General features: G+C 51.2%; 17 protein-coding genes and 1 tRNA gene. 5 read left to right on the top strand and 13 right to left on the bottom strand.

The window, feature by feature from the left end:
* Positions 1-74: 74 nt before the first annotated feature.
* The gene (locus H5P27_RS16600; RefSeq protein ID WP_185661545.1) at positions 75-1,055 is read left to right on the top strand and encodes a hypothetical protein; all 981 of its coding nucleotides are present in this window, start codon (positions 75-77) and stop codon (positions 1,053-1,055) included.
* A gap of 7 nt (positions 1,056-1,062) precedes the next feature.
* On the opposite strand, the gene H5P27_RS16595 is transcribed toward H5P27_RS16600, so the two are convergent.
* The 3 genes from H5P27_RS16595 to H5P27_RS16585 form a co-directional block, all read right to left on the bottom strand.
* Positions 1,063-2,409 (bottom strand): MFS transporter, encoded by a 1,347-nt coding sequence (locus H5P27_RS16595; RefSeq protein ID WP_185661544.1) that lies wholly within the window; start codon positions 2,407-2,409, stop codon positions 1,063-1,065.
* A gap of 325 nt (positions 2,410-2,734) precedes the next feature.
* Complete coding sequence (locus H5P27_RS16590) at positions 2,735-3,523, bottom strand: RluA family pseudouridine synthase (protein WP_185661543.1); 789 nt, start codon at positions 3,521-3,523, stop codon at positions 2,735-2,737.
* Positions 3,524-3,531: 8 nt separating this feature from the next.
* Positions 3,532-4,326, bottom strand: coding sequence for an SDR family NAD(P)-dependent oxidoreductase (locus H5P27_RS16585; RefSeq protein ID WP_185661542.1), 795 nt, complete (start codon positions 4,324-4,326; stop codon positions 3,532-3,534).
* A gap of 59 nt (positions 4,327-4,385) precedes the next feature.
* Between H5P27_RS16585 and hpf the strand changes: the two genes are divergently transcribed.
* Entirely contained in the window at positions 4,386-4,757 is a 372-nt protein-coding gene (hpf, locus tag H5P27_RS16580; RefSeq protein ID WP_185661541.1) for a ribosome hibernation-promoting factor, HPF/YfiA family, read from the top strand.
* Positions 4,758-4,899: 142 nt separating this feature from the next.
* Positions 4,900-4,976: transfer RNA gene (locus H5P27_RS16575), tRNA-Arg, on the top strand.
* A 56-nt stretch (positions 4,977-5,032) separates the two neighbouring features.
* On the opposite strand, the gene H5P27_RS16570 is transcribed toward H5P27_RS16575, so the two are convergent.
* The 10 genes from H5P27_RS16570 to rpmF all read right to left on the bottom strand — a co-directional run bounded on the left by H5P27_RS16570 (position 5,033) and on the right by rpmF (position 12,706).
* Entirely contained in the window at positions 5,033-5,473 is a 441-nt protein-coding gene (locus H5P27_RS16570; protein WP_185661540.1) for an NUDIX hydrolase, read from the bottom strand.
* The gene (locus tag H5P27_RS16565; RefSeq protein WP_185661539.1) at positions 5,466-6,323 is read right to left on the bottom strand and encodes a polyphosphate kinase 2 family protein; all 858 of its coding nucleotides are present in this window, start codon (positions 6,321-6,323) and stop codon (positions 5,466-5,468) included. The genes H5P27_RS16570 and H5P27_RS16565 overlap by 8 nt, the downstream gene beginning before the upstream one ends.
* 115 nt (positions 6,324-6,438) lie before the next feature.
* The gene (locus H5P27_RS16560) at positions 6,439-7,293 is read right to left on the bottom strand and encodes a class I SAM-dependent methyltransferase (RefSeq protein ID WP_185661538.1); all 855 of its coding nucleotides are present in this window, start codon (positions 7,291-7,293) and stop codon (positions 6,439-6,441) included.
* Between the two features lie 56 nt (positions 7,294-7,349).
* Positions 7,350-7,925 (bottom strand): hypoxanthine phosphoribosyltransferase, encoded by a 576-nt coding sequence (hpt, locus tag H5P27_RS16555; protein WP_185661537.1) that lies wholly within the window; start codon positions 7,923-7,925, stop codon positions 7,350-7,352.
* Positions 7,926-8,582, bottom strand: a complete 657-nt coding sequence (rpe, locus tag H5P27_RS16550; RefSeq protein ID WP_185661536.1) for a ribulose-phosphate 3-epimerase — start codon at positions 8,580-8,582, stop codon at positions 7,926-7,928.
* Positions 8,583-8,657: 75 nt separating this feature from the next.
* Positions 8,658-9,164 (bottom strand): LPS assembly lipoprotein LptE, encoded by a 507-nt coding sequence (gene lptE, locus H5P27_RS16545; RefSeq protein WP_185661535.1) that lies wholly within the window; start codon positions 9,162-9,164, stop codon positions 8,658-8,660.
* Between the two features lie 48 nt (positions 9,165-9,212).
* Positions 9,213-10,328 (bottom strand): tetratricopeptide repeat protein, encoded by a 1,116-nt coding sequence (locus tag H5P27_RS16540; protein ID WP_185661534.1) that lies wholly within the window; start codon positions 10,326-10,328, stop codon positions 9,213-9,215.
* Between the two features lie 42 nt (positions 10,329-10,370).
* Complete coding sequence (locus H5P27_RS16535) at positions 10,371-11,369, bottom strand: beta-ketoacyl-ACP synthase III (RefSeq protein WP_185661533.1); 999 nt, start codon at positions 11,367-11,369, stop codon at positions 10,371-10,373.
* A gap of 57 nt (positions 11,370-11,426) precedes the next feature.
* Positions 11,427-12,476 (bottom strand): phosphate acyltransferase PlsX, encoded by a 1,050-nt coding sequence (plsX, locus tag H5P27_RS16530; protein ID WP_185661532.1) that lies wholly within the window; start codon positions 12,474-12,476, stop codon positions 11,427-11,429.
* A 50-nt stretch (positions 12,477-12,526) separates the two neighbouring features.
* Positions 12,527-12,706 (bottom strand): 50S ribosomal protein L32, encoded by a 180-nt coding sequence (gene rpmF, locus H5P27_RS16525; protein ID WP_185661531.1) that lies wholly within the window; start codon positions 12,704-12,706, stop codon positions 12,527-12,529.
* Between the two features lie 210 nt (positions 12,707-12,916).
* Here rpmF and trpD point away from each other — a divergent pair, with 210 nt between their 5' ends.
* Positions 12,917-13,963: an anthranilate phosphoribosyltransferase gene (trpD, locus tag H5P27_RS16520; RefSeq protein WP_185661530.1), complete on the top strand. Its 1,047-nt coding sequence runs from the start codon at positions 12,917-12,919 to the stop codon at positions 13,961-13,963.
* Positions 13,960-15,315 (top strand): phosphohexomutase domain-containing protein, encoded by a 1,356-nt coding sequence (locus H5P27_RS16515; protein WP_185661529.1) that lies wholly within the window; start codon positions 13,960-13,962, stop codon positions 15,313-15,315. Before trpD ends, H5P27_RS16515 begins: the two co-directional genes overlap by 4 nt.
* Positions 15,316-15,326 lie beyond the last annotated feature (11 nt).

The raw sequence follows: 15,326 nt of genomic DNA, 5'->3' as shown, positions 1-15,326 counted from the left end.
GCGCCAACGGTTAACCAAATAGGGTTTTGGTCGAGTTAGTAGGTGAACGACTACCAACAGACGAAATCCCACAAATGATTTTATTGCCGCTAGCTGAATTGCCGAATTCACACCCCGGAGACGCCATTACCGACGTGCTCGGCGTGGTGGCGGTATGTTCGTTTCTCGGCATAGCGTGCTACATCGGCTTGCAGGTTTTGAAAGACTCGCACCGTAAGGTTTCGGCAGGAGCGAATTCCCTCGAGGATTTTGGTGCCGACGCGGAAGCGGAGAGGGAGGCGGCGAAGCCCAAGGTCGTGGTTAACGAGCGTGAGGAATTGGAGCGGCATTGCCGCGAAATCGAAATCGATATTTTAGAAACCGGTCGCACGAAACTCTCGGATTTCGCCCTAATCGCCGAAAATACATTTGATAAGGTAGCAGATGGCTACGCTTCGAATTCTTTTGGTCACGAAGGCGAAACTCACGCGGTTCGCAGCAAGAAGTTTTTGTCGGTTTGCGAGCGACAATGGGGCGCTTTACGAAGCGATATCGGCTACGTCTCCTACATGGATATTCAAGACCATCTGAGGCATATCCTTATTAATCATCGTATGTTAAATGGTAGCAACCACGCGACCAGCGAAACTCTGGACATGAGTCCAGATGTTCTACGTTCGCAAGAGTTGGTTGCCCTCGTCCGAGTTGTTCCAAAAGAGAAGGTGAAGCTTGTTCAGGAGCAACTGCTGAAAGCGATTGCTGCCTTTCGAAATGCATATGAAGAAGAGTGCAAAGCATGGCTGAACGAGCAGATCGTCAAAGTGGGAGGCGAAATGCGTCCCAAAAAGTCCCGGAAAGTCCAAGTACCGGATACTGAGTACTACAACAAATTCAAGCAGCTGAAAATTCGTCTGGAAGTTGTAGCTCGCCTAGCGGATAGCGTAACGGAGAAAACTGAACGCGTCAGTGAAGCCGGTTTAGCTTTGAGCCAGGTCATTCATGTCGGCACGATCCTTCGGATTCTTGCCACGCTACCAGAGTGGTTTACGGAGCTGGAGCTGACGCAGCGTCATTGATTTTCGCTCACGAAGCCTTGCTCGGACTTTCCACTTTTAGGCGATAGGAGGAAACGGCCGCAACCAAAGCGACCAAGACTAAGAAGTAGTAGGGAGCATAACCGAAGACCGTTTGGAAGAGGGCATCGCTCTTCGAGGATTCTGCAACCGATTGGATTTCGCCGGTTTCTCGGATAATGCTACTTGTTGAAGCGTAAAGGTATCCGATTGCTCCATACGCTAAATTGAAGCAAAGTCCTTTGAAGCTAAGCACGGTTGCTCGACTCTTGGAGTCAGTTATCTGGTTCAGGTAGTGGCTAACAAAAAAACCGTTCAGAAAAATTCCCCCATACACCAACACCATAGGTAGGGCACTCCAGTAGGGAGTAAATCTGGCCATGAGCCAGAGGCCGGAAAAGACGCAGATGCTAAGCGTTGCAAAATTGAAGCCTTTGCACCGCTTTTCGACCATCGCTTTTCCAATTTTGGGCATGAATGTGCCGAGTATCGCGAGCCCGGATCCGATAAATCCAAAACTATATTCTGGTATGGCAAACTGGCGATAAAGCTCGCTCGTGAGCGTCATGATCATGCGGGTAATATGATCGAATAGCATACCGCAGCTTATGATGACGAACGCCATCGGGGTGCGAAGGATCCAGATTCCGGCCTGTATCGTGTTTTTTGTTGATTCCTGGATTGTTCCCCAAGTGTTGTGGTCCGCTGATTCCGGGCTCGTTTCCTTCATCCCCAGCGTTGTGATTACTGCCGCAATTCCTAAGAAAAGCGTTCCCCAGATCGGTAGTCTGGTTGCGGTTTCCCGGCTTATTTCGAGGTTCAGGCCAATGCTAGAAATTGCTGAATTCAACAAATCCCCGTCGTATAGAATAGCTCCTGTGCTCATTGCTACGATGAAGGCCAATGACTGAAAACGCATTTGCTTTTCGAGCACTTCGCCCCAGCGCTGCTCGAGTCCGTTTTCTTTGAGGGTATCGTAGGCGAGCGCTTCGTCAGCTCCACTTGCAGCGGATTCAGCCGCTCCGCTCAGTATCCGGTTGGCCAAAAACAGGTAGAAGACGGTGGTTGATTCTCCCATAGGGGCGAAAAGGATAAGAAGCATCTCCGCCACCATGAAAAAGGCTGCCAAGACGACTAGGTTTCGTCTTCCCAAGGTGTCTGCAAGCGCTCCTGATGGAACTTCTAAGAGGACGATCGTGGCAGCCCAAACGGTATTGAGTAGGGCGAATTGCTCCAGTGTTAGCCCGAAATCTAGAAATAGGATCGTGAAAACCGGGTAGTAAAACCGGGCGTTAAACAGAAGCCGAAAAAGGATGAAACGCTTTACGTTGGATAGCTGGAGAGGATCGGTAGGCACAGCGGCTTATTGGCTAGCGCAGAAGCGCTTTGAATCAATTGATAATGCGACCTTCAGACGCGAAAGCGGCCGCTCTCTTCAGGGGAGCGGCCGCTATGGCAAGTTTCAAGGTTTGGGATAGCTGAACTTCTTCTTCAGGTTACGAAGGTTCGGGCTAGGGTCCACAGGGAATCAATCACGTAGATCCATATGAATATCGCGGAAATCATCAGCGATATTATGCCGAACATGTTAAACCTCATGTCCGGAATAGATCAGATATGAAGCGTTAAATAAAGTGTAAATTCACAATTCCTTTACGCTCAGGGTTTGGCTTAGAGGATCTTCACAGTTCAGAGATGATCTCGTCCAATTTGTCTTTGGGGAGGCCCAGCTTTTGTTCGCAAAATTCGATCAAGTCTGCGGTCAGCGGGGCAATATAGGTCTCTGTTCCCGTCTCCAGTTCGAAAACCATGCGGTAGGCGTGCAAGGCATGACGGTTAAGGGGAAGGATCTGAGCCATTTTATCGGTCCAGCCATCTTCGATGAAGTCGAGGAATAGCCCTTCGTCTGGACCGTAAAGCTTATCGCCCACGATGTGGTGACCGATGTGTAGCGCGTGGGCTCTTATCTGGTGCTTACGTCCAGTGATGGGGTCAACTTTTGCTAGAGTATAGCGGCCATTGCTGAAAAGAGGGGTGTAGCGGGTTTGGGCGTCCTGCCTGCGACCGTCGCGCTTAACGGTGTTTTTTGAATGGACAATGCTTTGGGTATCGGGACCGAGCGGTGCATCCACTAAAGTTTCCTCAGAGAGTTCGCCCTCCAAGATTGCCAGATAGGTTTTGCTTACTTTTCGCCGCTCTAGCGCCATCTGAAGGTGGCGTGATTTCAGCCTGTGTTTGGCGAAGAGAACGATTCCACTCGTCTCTCTGTCCAGTCGCGATACTAGGTGAGACCGGTCAGACTGGGTGTACTCACGGCATGCTCCCGCAAGCGAGGACCATGGGCCGTTTTTGGACGGATGGCACACAAGGAGGGCAGGTTTGTTGACCAGCAAGACGTGGTCGTCGTTTTGCAGGATCCAGTCCTCAAGTTCTTCGGGCGTTACGAGCCAACCCCATTCGGTCGCGGGCATATGCTTATCTAGTTAGGTTTGGGGCGGAAATGGCGTATCACTTTCCCTGCCACTTTAGTTCGCAGGGAAAGTGGAAGCAGGCGGGAAAAAAGCGAGGCTGCTTTGTTCTTAAATCCGGTTACTGTAAAACTCTTGCCCTGATCCAGGGCTTTGAGAGCGAGTTTAGCCACCTCTTCGGAGCTTTGGCCGTAGCTGTCTGGGATGATACTCTCGCTGAAGCCTGCTCGGCGGAAAAACTGCGTCTTCGTGGGGCCGGGGCAGATGGCTATCGCCCTGACCTTAGATCCCCCTAGCTCGTCATTGAGAGCTAAAGTCCAATTTAGGACGAATGCTTTGCTGGCCCCGTAGGTGGAAAGGCCAGGGGTCGGCTGGAAGGCCGAAGTGGAGGATATGTTCAAGATGGCTCCGCCTCTCTTTTGTAGGACGGGAAGCAGGCTTACTGTGATGTCCACCAGCGCATTTACATTTACTTCCAGTAGCTCGAGATGCTCTTGCGGACTTTTAGACCATATTTCTCCGTAAATGCCTAATCCAGCGTTGTTTACGAGAAGTATAGGACCATTTGAATCGGTTGTTTCGATCCTATGGATCAGCTCCTGCAAGGTCCGTTTTCTGGCATCTCGATCGGATAGATCGCACTCAAGGTGGACGCGATTTGGGCCGATAGAAAAAGATGACGGAATACGTCGAGAAATGTTGAATATCGAAGCAGTCCGTCCTACGTTTACTAATCCTTCGATGATTGAACTACCGATCCCAGAAGAGCCTCCTGTTATGATAGCGAGGTCGTATCTAGAGCTCATAGTGAATGCTTTAGATGTTTGGGACTTTTCATCGAATAACAAATAACCAAAGGAGTATCATGTACACTGAGAACGACCACGATCTAATTATCACCGGCATCCACATGGATCTGACTGAGTCAATCAAGCAGGCCGTAACGGAGAAGGTGGATCGACTCTTCAGGCATGAAGAGCGAATCATTAGAATCAAGGTTGAACTGGAATGCATCTATGGAAAAGGAGGCAGCGAACACGAGTTCATTGCGAAAGGGCACATTGAAATAAACGGTCCTTCGATGAATGTCTCCGTCTCGGACCCAGACTGCTACAAGGCAGTCGACCTATTGGTGGACAAGCTAGATCGAATGCTTCGCCGCAGATCTCGCTTGCAGCGTGTCAAACGGAAAGACACCCACGAAGTCGATATCCCGGCGAATTTGCCGAAGGTGTAGTCCTTGACCGTACCCTGTAATTTAAAAGCGGCCGCCCGGTTTTTCGGGCGGTTTCTTTTTTTTGAAAAAAGTCCTTGTAACGGACGCGCAAAACCACTTTCTTCCTGACCCTTGATCGCCGACCCGGCGATTCATAACTGAAGCGGGGCTAGCTCAATTGGATAGAGCGTCTGACTACGAATCAGAAGGTTAGGGGTTCAAGTCCCTTGTCCCGTACCAGTTATGGCGAGTTGTAAAACCGTTGTATCGGGAATGTGGATTACTCGCGAACCTCCTTACTTGGAGCGAATCTTCCTTAGCTTTTTCCAGAAGCTTACCAAATATTGGATACGGGAAGGGCAGTTGCTCAGAGGTCGTTCCAACTCCCAAATCGGTATCCAGACACAGTGTTCAATACCTTCCGCAGTTTGAGGCTCTAGAGGGCTGTTCGAGTTACTGCAACGGATGAGAAACCACTGGGTTCGCTTCAGCCACTTTTTCTTCGCGTACTTGGATATATGTGAGGTTGGTATCAGTTCACCGACTACCGTTAGAGTGTCTAGTGGTTGTCCTGTTTCTTCGGATACCTCGCTCAAGGCTGTCTGTGATGTGGATTTCCCTTTCTCAACTATCCCTTTAGGCAAATCCCAGCGACCGTTTTTGAAGATGAATAGGACGCGATCTGAATTGTCGATCGTGAGGCCTCCAGCTGCTTCAATTACGGGCAAATTAAGCATCGTACTTCGCCTGTAGTGTCTGGAGAAGTTTGAACTGGCGATAGTTCAAGTTGTTGAAGGCCACTCCCTCGATGTTAATGCTGTAGCGTTTTCTATCGGTCTTTTTGGTGAGTGGCTTGAAGTTCTTCCATTCGTCGTGCGGGATAGTGGACAAAACGTAAAGCATTGAGGTCAGACGTGCCTCGAGCTTGTTGTTGGAACCGATCACGATCCAAGGGCTCTTGGGAGAGGAGGTCCGTTCGAACATCTGCTCCTTATACTTGGTGAGCACATCCCAATATTCGCGGACCTTCTCATCGTTGACGGAGTATTTCCAGTACTTGAGAGGATTGACGATTCGCTCCTGGAAGCGGACTGACTGAGTTTCTTTATCTACAGAAAGATACAGCTTTATCAGGATTAGGCCCTCGTCGATGTGCTTCTCCTCCCAATCCAGTACCTTGCTCATGAAGTACTTGTACTGGGACTTTTTGCAGTAGCCCATGGTGGGCTCGATCATGGCCCTGTTGTACCAAGAGCGATCGAAGAAGACGATTTCGCCCGGTTCGGGAAAATGCTTTTCGTAGCGCCTAAACCAGTATTTCGACTCGCTAGGAGTGGGAATTCCTAACTCAACAACACGCAGGTTCTTGGGCATCATGTATTCGATGAAGCGCTTGATGGCGGAACCTTTTCCGGCTGCATCTCGACCCTCAAAAACGATTGCTACGCGTTTTTTGTTTTCCACCACCCAATGCTGCATTTTTAGAAGCTCAATCTGCAGAGCCTCCTTTTCGTGCTTATAGGTGGGGTAGTCTATGTTCCGGTAGTAATTGAAAAACTTACTTTTTGCTAAGTCCTTTTTTGCCATTCCTTGCTGCGTGATTCCCTGATTTGAAACTGTTACAACTTTGCGCCTGCCCATGCAAACCAGAAGGCTCGCCGGGCGAAATTGTAACAAAACACGGAAGGAAATGTCGTGGTAATCAGCTCTCCCAACGGGCGTAGAGGCCGCAAGGGAGGGTATTGGCTGTACGTGAGATAGGTAGACCAACTTCCCCAGACGAGACCTTGCCGTCGAATCCAGACATGGATTCTCGTAAGAGGTTTCCAACTACAGTTGGAGAAACCCCAGTGGTATAGGCATTGACCAAGAAAAACAGTCCCTTGGTATCGAAAATCTTGGTGCATTTTTGGAGAAGACCATAAAGGTCCCGCTCAAATTGCCAAACTTCGCCTTTACTTCCTCTTCCGTACGAAGGTGGATCCATTATGATTCCTTGGTACTTTGTGCCTCTGCGAATCTCTCGCTCCACAAATTTCACACAATCATCTACGATGTAGCGAATTGGCGCTTCGCTAAGATTGCTCAGGGCAGCATTTTCCCGACACCAAGCCACCATGCCTTTTGCCGCGTCGACATGGCAAACCTCTGCCCCGGCTGCGGCCGCCGCAATAGTGGCTCCTCCGGTGTATCCAAATAGGTTGAGTACCTTGATCTGCTTTTTCTGGTTCGATATTTTTTCTCCAAACCAATCCCAATTAACCGCCTGCTCTGGAAAAAGCCCTGTGTGCTTGAAGTTGGTGGGGCGGATTTTGAAGCGGCGATCTCGGTATCGAATAATCCAGCTTTCTGGCAAGGCCTTGCGGTAATCCCACGAACCGCCGCCTTTGGCGCTCCGTTGATAGTAAGCGTCGAATTGACCCCAATCCGGGGTCTTGCGCGGCCAAATGACTTGTGGGTCAGGTCGGACAAGGACGATGTCGCCCCATCTCTCCTTTTTCATTCCGTCACCGCATTCCAGTATTTCGTAATCCTTCCAGCTATTCGCCAAGATCATAGGTATATTCTCAATTCTGCCCTCAAGAAAAGTCAGGCATCAGGCTGAGAGCCGAATTATATATGTGTAGCGGAATCTTGCAGTTCCTTTTTCAAGACTCCGATGCTGGCGAGATTTCGGTAGCGTTCCGCGAAATCGAGGCCATATCCGACCACAAATTGGTCCGGTATGGTGAAACCGCAGAAATCGGCGCTAAATGACTTTTCGTGGCGGGCAGGCTTGTCCAGAAGCACGCATGTTTTCAGCGACGCAGGGGAGAATCCTTCCAGGTGAGCAATGATTGATTTGAGGGTGTTGCCTGAATCGAGAATGTCATCCACCACCAAAACATCGTGACCTGTGATGTCGGTTTTCAATGGGTTGGTGATTCTAGGCGGCTCTTGGGCGCTCGTGGCGTTGCCGTAGCTCTCAGCTCGAAGGCAGTCCAGTCGAGTCGGAAAATCGCATGAACGAATCAGGTCTGCAGTGAAGATAAGCGCTCCGCTCAGAATCGAAACGATGGTTACGTCTCTTCCCTCGTAAAACTTGGAAAGCTCTACTCCCAGTTCTTCGACGCGAGTCTGTATTTGCTCCCTTGTTACAAGGATTGTTTCGAGGTCTTCCTCTGTGTATTTAGGTCGTTTTGCGAGCATTTAGTCGAGCGTTTCGATGTTCTTTCTGAAAAGGGATCGGTCTTCCGATTTGAAAAAAGCTGTCCCGGCTACGAATGTATCCACGCCTTTGGCACGACAGAGGGGAGCGTTTTCGGCATTTACTCCGCCATCTACTTCGATCCGGAAATCGAGTCCCAAGGACTCTCTCCATTTCGCTATTTGTGCTGTCTTTTCCAATACGTCCTGTTGGAATGATTGGCCGCCGAATCCTGGCTGTACAGTCATGGCAAGTACGATGTCGACCTCTCGCAGATAGGGCTCTACGGCCTCGGCCGGAGTTCGAGGGTTTATTACTACACCGCGTTTCACGCCCAGATCTTTTAGTTGATCAAGACAGGCTCCTACGTCGTAGGATGGCTCGACGTGTATCGTTATCTGGTCGGCGCCCGCTTTGGCGAAAGCCTCCACAAAATGCTGGGGTTGGGCAAGCATCAGGTGAACATCGAGGAAAAGCTCAGTTTTGGGACGGAGGTCGGCGACCGTTTGTGGACCAAAAGTGAGGTTAGGGACAAAGTGTCCGTCCATAATGTCCACGTGTAGCCATGTGCAGCCAGCTGCCTCGACAAGTTTGATATCCTCGGCTAGTCGCGTGTGGTCGGCTGCTAGCATGGATGGAGCTAATATAGGTGAACCCATTTCGCCCACGTTAGCGGGCTAACCTAGGCTTGCTCAAGTCTAGACCCGCGTATTTTCGAGCCTCTTTTCGAGAAGCTACTGCCAAAGCTCAGTTACGAGTTCGGTAGTTTTCTCGGCGATCTTTCTGCTGATTTCAGGGATCGCTTGATATTCGGCTTCCACTTGCCCGTCATCTGTGAAGATGTCCTGGGAAATGGCGAATACTCTGGACGGGAGGTAAGGGGCGCTAGGGTCGTTCTCGTTCGACACTGACAACTCTACTTGAATCTCGAGCTGGAACTTACGGCCTCTTCCTACGTCGTCTGAGGTCACTGCAGCGATGGAGCGTTTAACCTCCAGTAAAGTTAGGCTAAGTATTCCATCCGCGGCACTGCCGGTTGACAGTTTGACGGAGCTGCTGCGTTGCAGGGATTGTCTGAGTGCGGCGTTGAGCGGCCCCTCAATTTGCGGCAGAGTCGTTTTGTTGAGTGGAGGAGCTACCGCAATAGTCTCGTAGGGAAGTGGGCTCGGAGTTCCGAGCTGGTAGCTGGCACACCCGCTTAGTAGGGCGACTATGGCTCCGCAAAGGATTAGCGTTCGCATCTTGGAGGGCTTGGAGAGCGTTTTGGAGAGTTGGGTGCTCGGACAATTTTAGAATATGCCGAGAATCTTACGCTTGGCGCGCTTGCGAGCTCTCTCTTGGATTTCTTCTGTTGTAGGCGTCTTCTCGGAAGAAACTTCTTCTGTTTTGCCAACGATCGTGTCGATCTTTTCCAGGCGAACCCTTGCGGTATCCGCTGACTGGGAACGAGGGGCTATGGTGATAGCTTCGTTGTAAAGGACACGGGCAGCCTCGTATTTGGAGCGCTTGTAGTAGTAGAAGTCGCCCATTTTCAGCTTGCTCAAGGAGAGGATGTTTTTGGCTTCGGACAGGCCCTTTTCCGCTTGGTCTACATTCGGGTTTTCAGGGTATTGAATCAAGAAGTCCTCGAAGAAGGTAATTGCGTCCTCGGTGGCTCGCTGGTCGTACTCGGGCCCTTCGATTAGTCCGTAGTGGGTTTGGGCGAGCTTCAGGTATGCGTCAGAGGTGAGGAAGCTATTTGGGTAGTTGGTGACTAGTCTGTCCAAGGCGTAGATCGTCATGGTGTCGCTGTTTTTGTCAGACCAAGCCTTGGCCACATTCATGAGCGATAGAGGGGCGTAGTCGCTGTAAGGGGCGATGGCTACCACGCGCTCGAAGTATTGAATGGCCCTATCGGTATTTTTGAAGCCAGGGATTACCCAAAATATCTTATCGCGGTAAGTCTCAAGACGGGCGACTGCGATTTTGTACATTTCACCGAGAGTTTCGTTGAAGCTGCCGTAGTTAGGGTAGACCCACGCGATGGTGTTGAAGGCTTCAAAGGCTTTGTCGACCTTGTTGCGTCGCAGCTGAATCTGGGCTGTGCGGTAGTAGGCCTCTGGCGAATACTGGTTTTTTGGGTATTTCTTATATACCTTCTTGTAGAGCTTCAGCGCTTTACGGAAGGACTTCTTCTCCTCGGCCTCTCTGGCTGTGTTCATCCAAGTGAGGATCTTCTGCTGTTCTTCCGGCAGGAGACCGGAAAGATCCACTTCCTCGGAGGTGTAGCCGATTTCAGGGCTCCAGGAGATCTTTGACTTTGCCCACACGGATGTGGCGTTCGTCGACATGACAGCGAACAGCAAAGAGAGTAGTACGAAGAAACGATTGGGGTTCAAAGAGATAGAGGAAGTGGTCTTCATCATTGAGACTTGATAGCGATGATTTCTTTATTTGCGTGTGTCTTATTACCAGCGGAGGAGGGTTGCGCCCCATGTCAGGCCGGCTCCGAAGGCAACTATTAATATATAATCTCCAGCTTCTAGTCTCCCCGCTCGGGCTGCTTCGTCCAAGGCGATAGGGATGGAGGCCGCTGAAGTGTTGCCGTATTTGTCTAAATTTAGGAAAAAGCGTTCAATTGGAATGTGAAGTCTTGAAGAAATGGACTCGATTATGCGGATGTTTGCCTGATGCGGTATGACGCATTTCAGTTGGTCCGGTTTAATTCCATTTTGTTCAAGTATTTCCGAGGCGGCTTGCCCCATTACGCGAACCGCTTGCTTAAAGACCTCCTGACCGCGCATCTTCAGGAAGTGTTGGCGTGTTTCCAGCGATTCAACGGTGGCGGGTATTGCGCAACCACCTCCAGGCTGGTGGAGCATGTCGGCTTTGCTGCCATCGGAGCCGATTATGAAATCCAGGATACCCGATTCATCGCCTTCTTCTGCATGGCTTAACACGGCAGCTCCGGCACCATCGCCAAAGAGGACGCAGGTGGTGCGATCGGTCCAGTCTAGGACGGGAGATAACGTTTCCGACCCGATTATCAGAGCATTCTTGTAGCGTCCGGTCTGCAGCAGTCCGCAGGCAATCTCCATGATGTAGACGAAGCCTGAGCACGCTGCTTCTACGTCGAAACTCATGGCGTTGCGGATGCCTATCTTATCTTGGACAAGGCAAGCTGTGGAGGGAAAAGGCATGTCGGGGGTCATGGTGCCGACGATAACCAAATCGATTTCTTCCGGGGTAAGTCCCGCATCTTCGATTGCTCGTTTCCCTGCTTCTGCGCCCATCGAGGAAGATGTCTCTCCCTCTCCCGCAATCCTTCGTTCGCGGATGCCGGTTCTCGTAAAAATCCACTCGTCGGAAGTATCTACGAATTTTGACAGATCGTTGTTGGTAAGCGCTTTTTGCGGTGTGTAGGAACCGGTTCCTTTAATAATTACGGATCTAGGCGCAGTACTCATGCGATTGTCTGAATGGGGGAGCCTCTAGGGTCATGCAACCTGCAAATGCAGGCTCGCCTATTCGGCGTTGTAAATGAGGTTGTTGGCTTTCTCGATGTCCTCGAGAATGTGGCGGTTCAGCTCGTTGCTAACGATTTCGTTGGCGATGCGAATTGCATTCATGATCGCCTCCTTGTTGCTTGAGCCGTGGGCTTTTAGGACATTGCCTTTCAGTCCTAGGAGAGGAGCTCCGCCATACCGTTCGGGGTTGAGTTGGGTTTTTATCGCGTCAAAGGCCCCCTTTGACAGCAAGTAGCCCATCTTGCGAAGTATGTTGGCCTGAATCTCTTCCGTTACGAAGCCTTTCAGTAGCATGAACAGCGACTCGCACGCCTTGAGGAGTATGTTTCCTGTGAAGCCGTCGCAAACGACAACATCCACGCCCTCTTCAAAGGTCTGAAATCCCTCTATCAGTCCAGCGTAGTTAATCTGGTGGCCATCGACCCTTTTCAGGAGGGTGTGGGCTTGGTTTACTAGGTCCGTGCCTTTGCCTTCCTCAGTTCCAATGGTCATCAATCCTACCTTGGGGTCCTTTTTCCCAAGAACCAAACGGCAGTAATCGCTGCCTAGGACTGCATTGTGAACCAGATGCTCCGCCTTGGCGGTTGGGTTTGCCCCCGCGTCAATGAGTACGAAGTGTCCGCGCTTTCGTGGCATTACGGTTGCCAGGGCAGGGCGGTCGACACCGTCGAGGGTGCGAAGTTTGATTGTGCCTGCAGCCATGAGGCTACCGGTGTTACCACAGCTAACTACGCAACTGGCGTCACCGTTTTTAACGAGCTCGATAGCTCGCAGCATACTGGCATCCTTCTTTTTCTTCAGCGCTACCAAGGGCTTGTCATCCATCGTGATGACCTCTGAAGCGTGGAAGACGGATATGTCCGGATGCGAAGAAAGCCCTTCTTTTTCAAGTAAGGGCTTTAAGATTGATTCGTCGCCGACGAGGATAACCCGTCTTAGGTCAGGAACTTTTTCGACCGCCAATTTGGTGGCGGCTACAATTTCTGCCGGCCCCTTGTCGGAGCCCATAGCGTCGATCGCGATGCATGAGCTCTTGGGTTCGAGCATTTTTTGTCTGAAGCCTTAAACGGGCTGTTTGCCTAATTGTTCGGCTTCCCTTAAACGGAAGCGTCGAGAATCTGACGGCCGCGGTACATGCCGTTGTTTGGATTCACGCGGTGTGGGCGGAAAGCTGATCCGTCGATTGGATCCTTTGCGAGCTCGGGAGCCTCGAAACGGTTGGCGCCTCTGCGGAGGCGGCTGCGGCGCTTGGATTGCTTGCGTTTTGGATTAGCCATTGTGGTAAATTGTTAGTCGGTGATTCTTCTGGTTTAAAGAAAAGCTGCGCTTGATACCGCTTGGCTATACCCTCGTCAAGATATTGTTTCAAAATAAAGGCAAAGCGGTCTTTGTTGGAAGATATGCTGGTGAATGCGTAGCTTTTCGGGCCAAGTTTGCGAGGCATTTTGCATTGTTTTACAGCAGCGGGGCGCGTAGATCTTCGTGCTATGGAATTGAAGGAGCTCAGCTCACAGTTGGCGGGAGGGCAGGATTTGTCCATGGACCAAGCTTCCGCGTCTGCGGATTTACTCGCTTCGAGCGAAGTTTCGGCGGAGGACAAGGCCAGCTTCTTGACGGAATTATCCCGCAAAGGGGAATCCGCTGTGGAAGTAGCGGGCATCGCGAGACGTTTTCGCGAGTTGGCTCGCGACCCCGGGCTGCAGAAGTGGGCTCCGGATGGAATCGATGTCTGTGGAACTGGCGGGGACAAAATGGGTAGCTTCAACATCAGTACCACTGTCGTTTTCGCTTTGGCGGCTGCAGGAGTTCCCGTTCTCAAACACGGCAACAAATCGATCACTTCCAAATGTGGCAGCGCCAATTTGCTGGAGGCTCTTGGGGTAAACTTGATGGCTGACGACGAGACCTTGAGTAAATCAATGGAGCAACTCGGCTTTTGCTTCATGTTCGCGCCCGCGTTTCATCCTGCATTCAAGGAGATAATGCCCGTGCGGCAGCAGCTTGCTGCCAAGGGGCAGAGATCGGTTTTCAACATATTGGGACCTCTCATAAACCCAGCGAGACCAGCCTTTCAATTGCTCGGGGTTTATTCTTCCTCAGTTGTGGCAATGTTGGCTGACACGCTTCACGCCTTGGAGTTGAAGGGAGGCTTGGTTGCTCATACTGCCTTGGCTGACGGTCGGGGTATGGACGAGTTGAGCGTGGTTGGGGGCAATGTTGTCAGAGGTTTTGGAGCGCTTAGGGATATCGACGACACCTGGACTGCGGAAGCTCTCGGTCTGGAGCAAGCTCCAGCCGATGACTTGCTAGGTGGTGAACTAGAGGACAATCTCCGGATCTTGGACGATTTGCTTGAGGGCAAGGCGCCGAAGGGGCTGGAAGATACCGTCGCTCTCAATGTAGGAGCAGCCTTACACATCGTGGGAAAGTGCGACTCCATCCAGGAAGGAATTACCTCAGCGAGAGATATAATCCTCGGCGGCGCCCTGAAACGAAAACTAGCCGATACTAAAGCATTTTACGCCTCCGCATGAAGCTACGCTATTTCGGAACCGACGGGATACGTGGGCAGTACGGCAGCGAGAGTCTAAACGACGAAATTGCCTTTCGCGCTGGTAAGGCGGCGATCCGACTGGCTCGAGAGATTTCTGGATGCCAAGAACCTAAAATCGCTGTCGGTCGCGACACGCGCGAATCGGGTGTTAAACTTCTCGAGTCCTTCGCCAGCGGAGTCGAGCAGGCGGGGGGCAAAGTTATGGACCTTGGGGTAGCTCCAACTCCCTGCGTGGCCTATTGCACGAAAACGAGCGATGCCTCACTTGGATGCTCAATTACCGCTTCTCACAATCCGGCGAGTGACAACGGGATCAAATTCTTTGCGGAGACTGGCGTAAAGCCGTCCCAAAAGTTGGAAGAAACGTTGGATCGATATTTGGGAGAGGAGGATTGCGGCGGTTTTCCCGAGAGAATTGAGCCTATTCTCGAAGACGCTTCCTCGCTTAGGCAAAGGTACTGTGAGGCCGTTGTAGCTCATTTCAGCTCTGTCTCGTTGAAAGGACGAGCGGTGGCACTGGATTGCGCGAATGGAGCTATGTTTGAAATAGCTCCCAAGGTCTTCAAGGAATTAGGCGCAGACGTAACTGTAATTGGAAACGTTCCGGACGGGAAAAATATCAATGCCGGCGTCGGTAGTGAACATCCTGAATCCTTGAAGTCGCTCTACCGAAAGGGAAATTTCGACCTTGGGTTCGCATTCGATGGTGATGGAGACCGTCTGCTGATGTTGGACGAAAGCGGCAAGAAAGTGCCGGGAGAAGGGATTCTAGCTGTTTTAGCGACTGCCCAGAAAAAGGCTTCCCAGCTGAAGGGAGGGACTTTGGTAACCACAATTCAGAGTAACCTAGGGCTTGATGCTGCCATGAGTGCCCAGCAAATTGCCGTGGCTCGCACGGATGTTGGTGATAAGCACGTTATCCGACTCATGGAGCAGGAGGGGTATCTCCTGGGCGGGGAGGAGTCGGGACATGTTGTTTGGGGGCGTTTTGCGGTAACTGGCGATGGTCTGGTCGCCGCCTTGGCCCTCTGCTCAGTTTTGTCCGAGGAGGCTAAGCCTATTTCGCAGTTGTCCAGTATCTATCAGCCTTTTCCACAGATCTCGATCGCGTTGCGAGTCGCCTCTAAACCGGAGCTTGGCGACTGTCCGGCGATTAGCGCCTGCATGAAGAGTCTGACTCAAGAATTGGGGGCGGATGGCCGCATTTTGGTGCGCTATTCTGGTACGGAACCTAAAATTCGATTGCTTGTTGAGGCGCGCAGCCAGACCGTGGTGGAGAAGTCTATGGATAGGTTGAGAGAGGCGGTCGGTAACGATCTGGAAGTATTGTAGAAAAGTAGGAG

Source organism: Pelagicoccus albus (genome assembly GCF_014230145.1).
Taxonomy (GTDB): domain Bacteria; phylum Verrucomicrobiota; class Verrucomicrobiia; order Opitutales; family Opitutaceae; genus Pelagicoccus; species Pelagicoccus albus.
The sequence above is the reverse complement of the archived record's forward strand: the minus strand, read 5'-3'. Positions and strand labels throughout refer to the sequence as shown.

What these genes read in the sequence shown, in the direction of transcription:
- H5P27_RS16600 (WP_185661545.1), top strand. Translation starts at nt 75, where the DNA reads ATGATTTTATTGCCGCTAGCTGAATTGCCGAATTCACACCCCGGAGAC.
- H5P27_RS16590 (WP_185661543.1), bottom strand. Translation starts at nt 3,523, where the DNA reads ATGCCCGCGACCGAATGGGGTTGGCTCGTAACGCCCGAAGAACTTGAG.
- H5P27_RS16585 (WP_185661542.1), bottom strand. Translation starts at nt 4,326, where the DNA reads ATGAGCTCTAGATACGACCTCGCTATCATAACAGGAGGCTCTTCTGGG.
- hpf (WP_185661541.1), top strand. Translation starts at nt 4,386, where the DNA reads ATGTACACTGAGAACGACCACGATCTAATTATCACCGGCATCCACATG.
- H5P27_RS16570 (WP_185661540.1), bottom strand. Translation starts at nt 5,473, where the DNA reads ATGCTTAATTTGCCCGTAATTGAAGCAGCTGGAGGCCTCACGATCGAC.
- H5P27_RS16565 (WP_185661539.1), bottom strand. Translation starts at nt 6,323, where the DNA reads ATGGCAAAAAAGGACTTAGCAAAAAGTAAGTTTTTCAATTACTACCGG.
- H5P27_RS16560 (WP_185661538.1), bottom strand. Translation starts at nt 7,293, where the DNA reads ATGATCTTGGCGAATAGCTGGAAGGATTACGAAATACTGGAATGCGGT.
- hpt (WP_185661537.1), bottom strand. Translation starts at nt 7,925, where the DNA reads ATGCTCGCAAAACGACCTAAATACACAGAGGAAGACCTCGAAACAATC.
- rpe (WP_185661536.1), bottom strand. Translation starts at nt 8,582, where the DNA reads ATGGGTTCACCTATATTAGCTCCATCCATGCTAGCAGCCGACCACACG.
- lptE (WP_185661535.1), bottom strand. Translation starts at nt 9,164, where the DNA reads ATGCGAACGCTAATCCTTTGCGGAGCCATAGTCGCCCTACTAAGCGGG.
- H5P27_RS16540 (WP_185661534.1), bottom strand. Translation starts at nt 10,328, where the DNA reads ATGATGAAGACCACTTCCTCTATCTCTTTGAACCCCAATCGTTTCTTC.
- H5P27_RS16535 (WP_185661533.1), bottom strand. Translation starts at nt 11,369, where the DNA reads ATGAGTACTGCGCCTAGATCCGTAATTATTAAAGGAACCGGTTCCTAC.
- plsX (WP_185661532.1), bottom strand. Translation starts at nt 12,476, where the DNA reads ATGCTCGAACCCAAGAGCTCATGCATCGCGATCGACGCTATGGGCTCC.
- rpmF (WP_185661531.1), bottom strand. Translation starts at nt 12,706, where the DNA reads ATGGCTAATCCAAAACGCAAGCAATCCAAGCGCCGCAGCCGCCTCCGC.
- trpD (WP_185661530.1), top strand. Translation starts at nt 12,917, where the DNA reads ATGGAATTGAAGGAGCTCAGCTCACAGTTGGCGGGAGGGCAGGATTTG.
- H5P27_RS16515 (WP_185661529.1), top strand. Translation starts at nt 13,960, where the DNA reads ATGAAGCTACGCTATTTCGGAACCGACGGGATACGTGGGCAGTACGGC.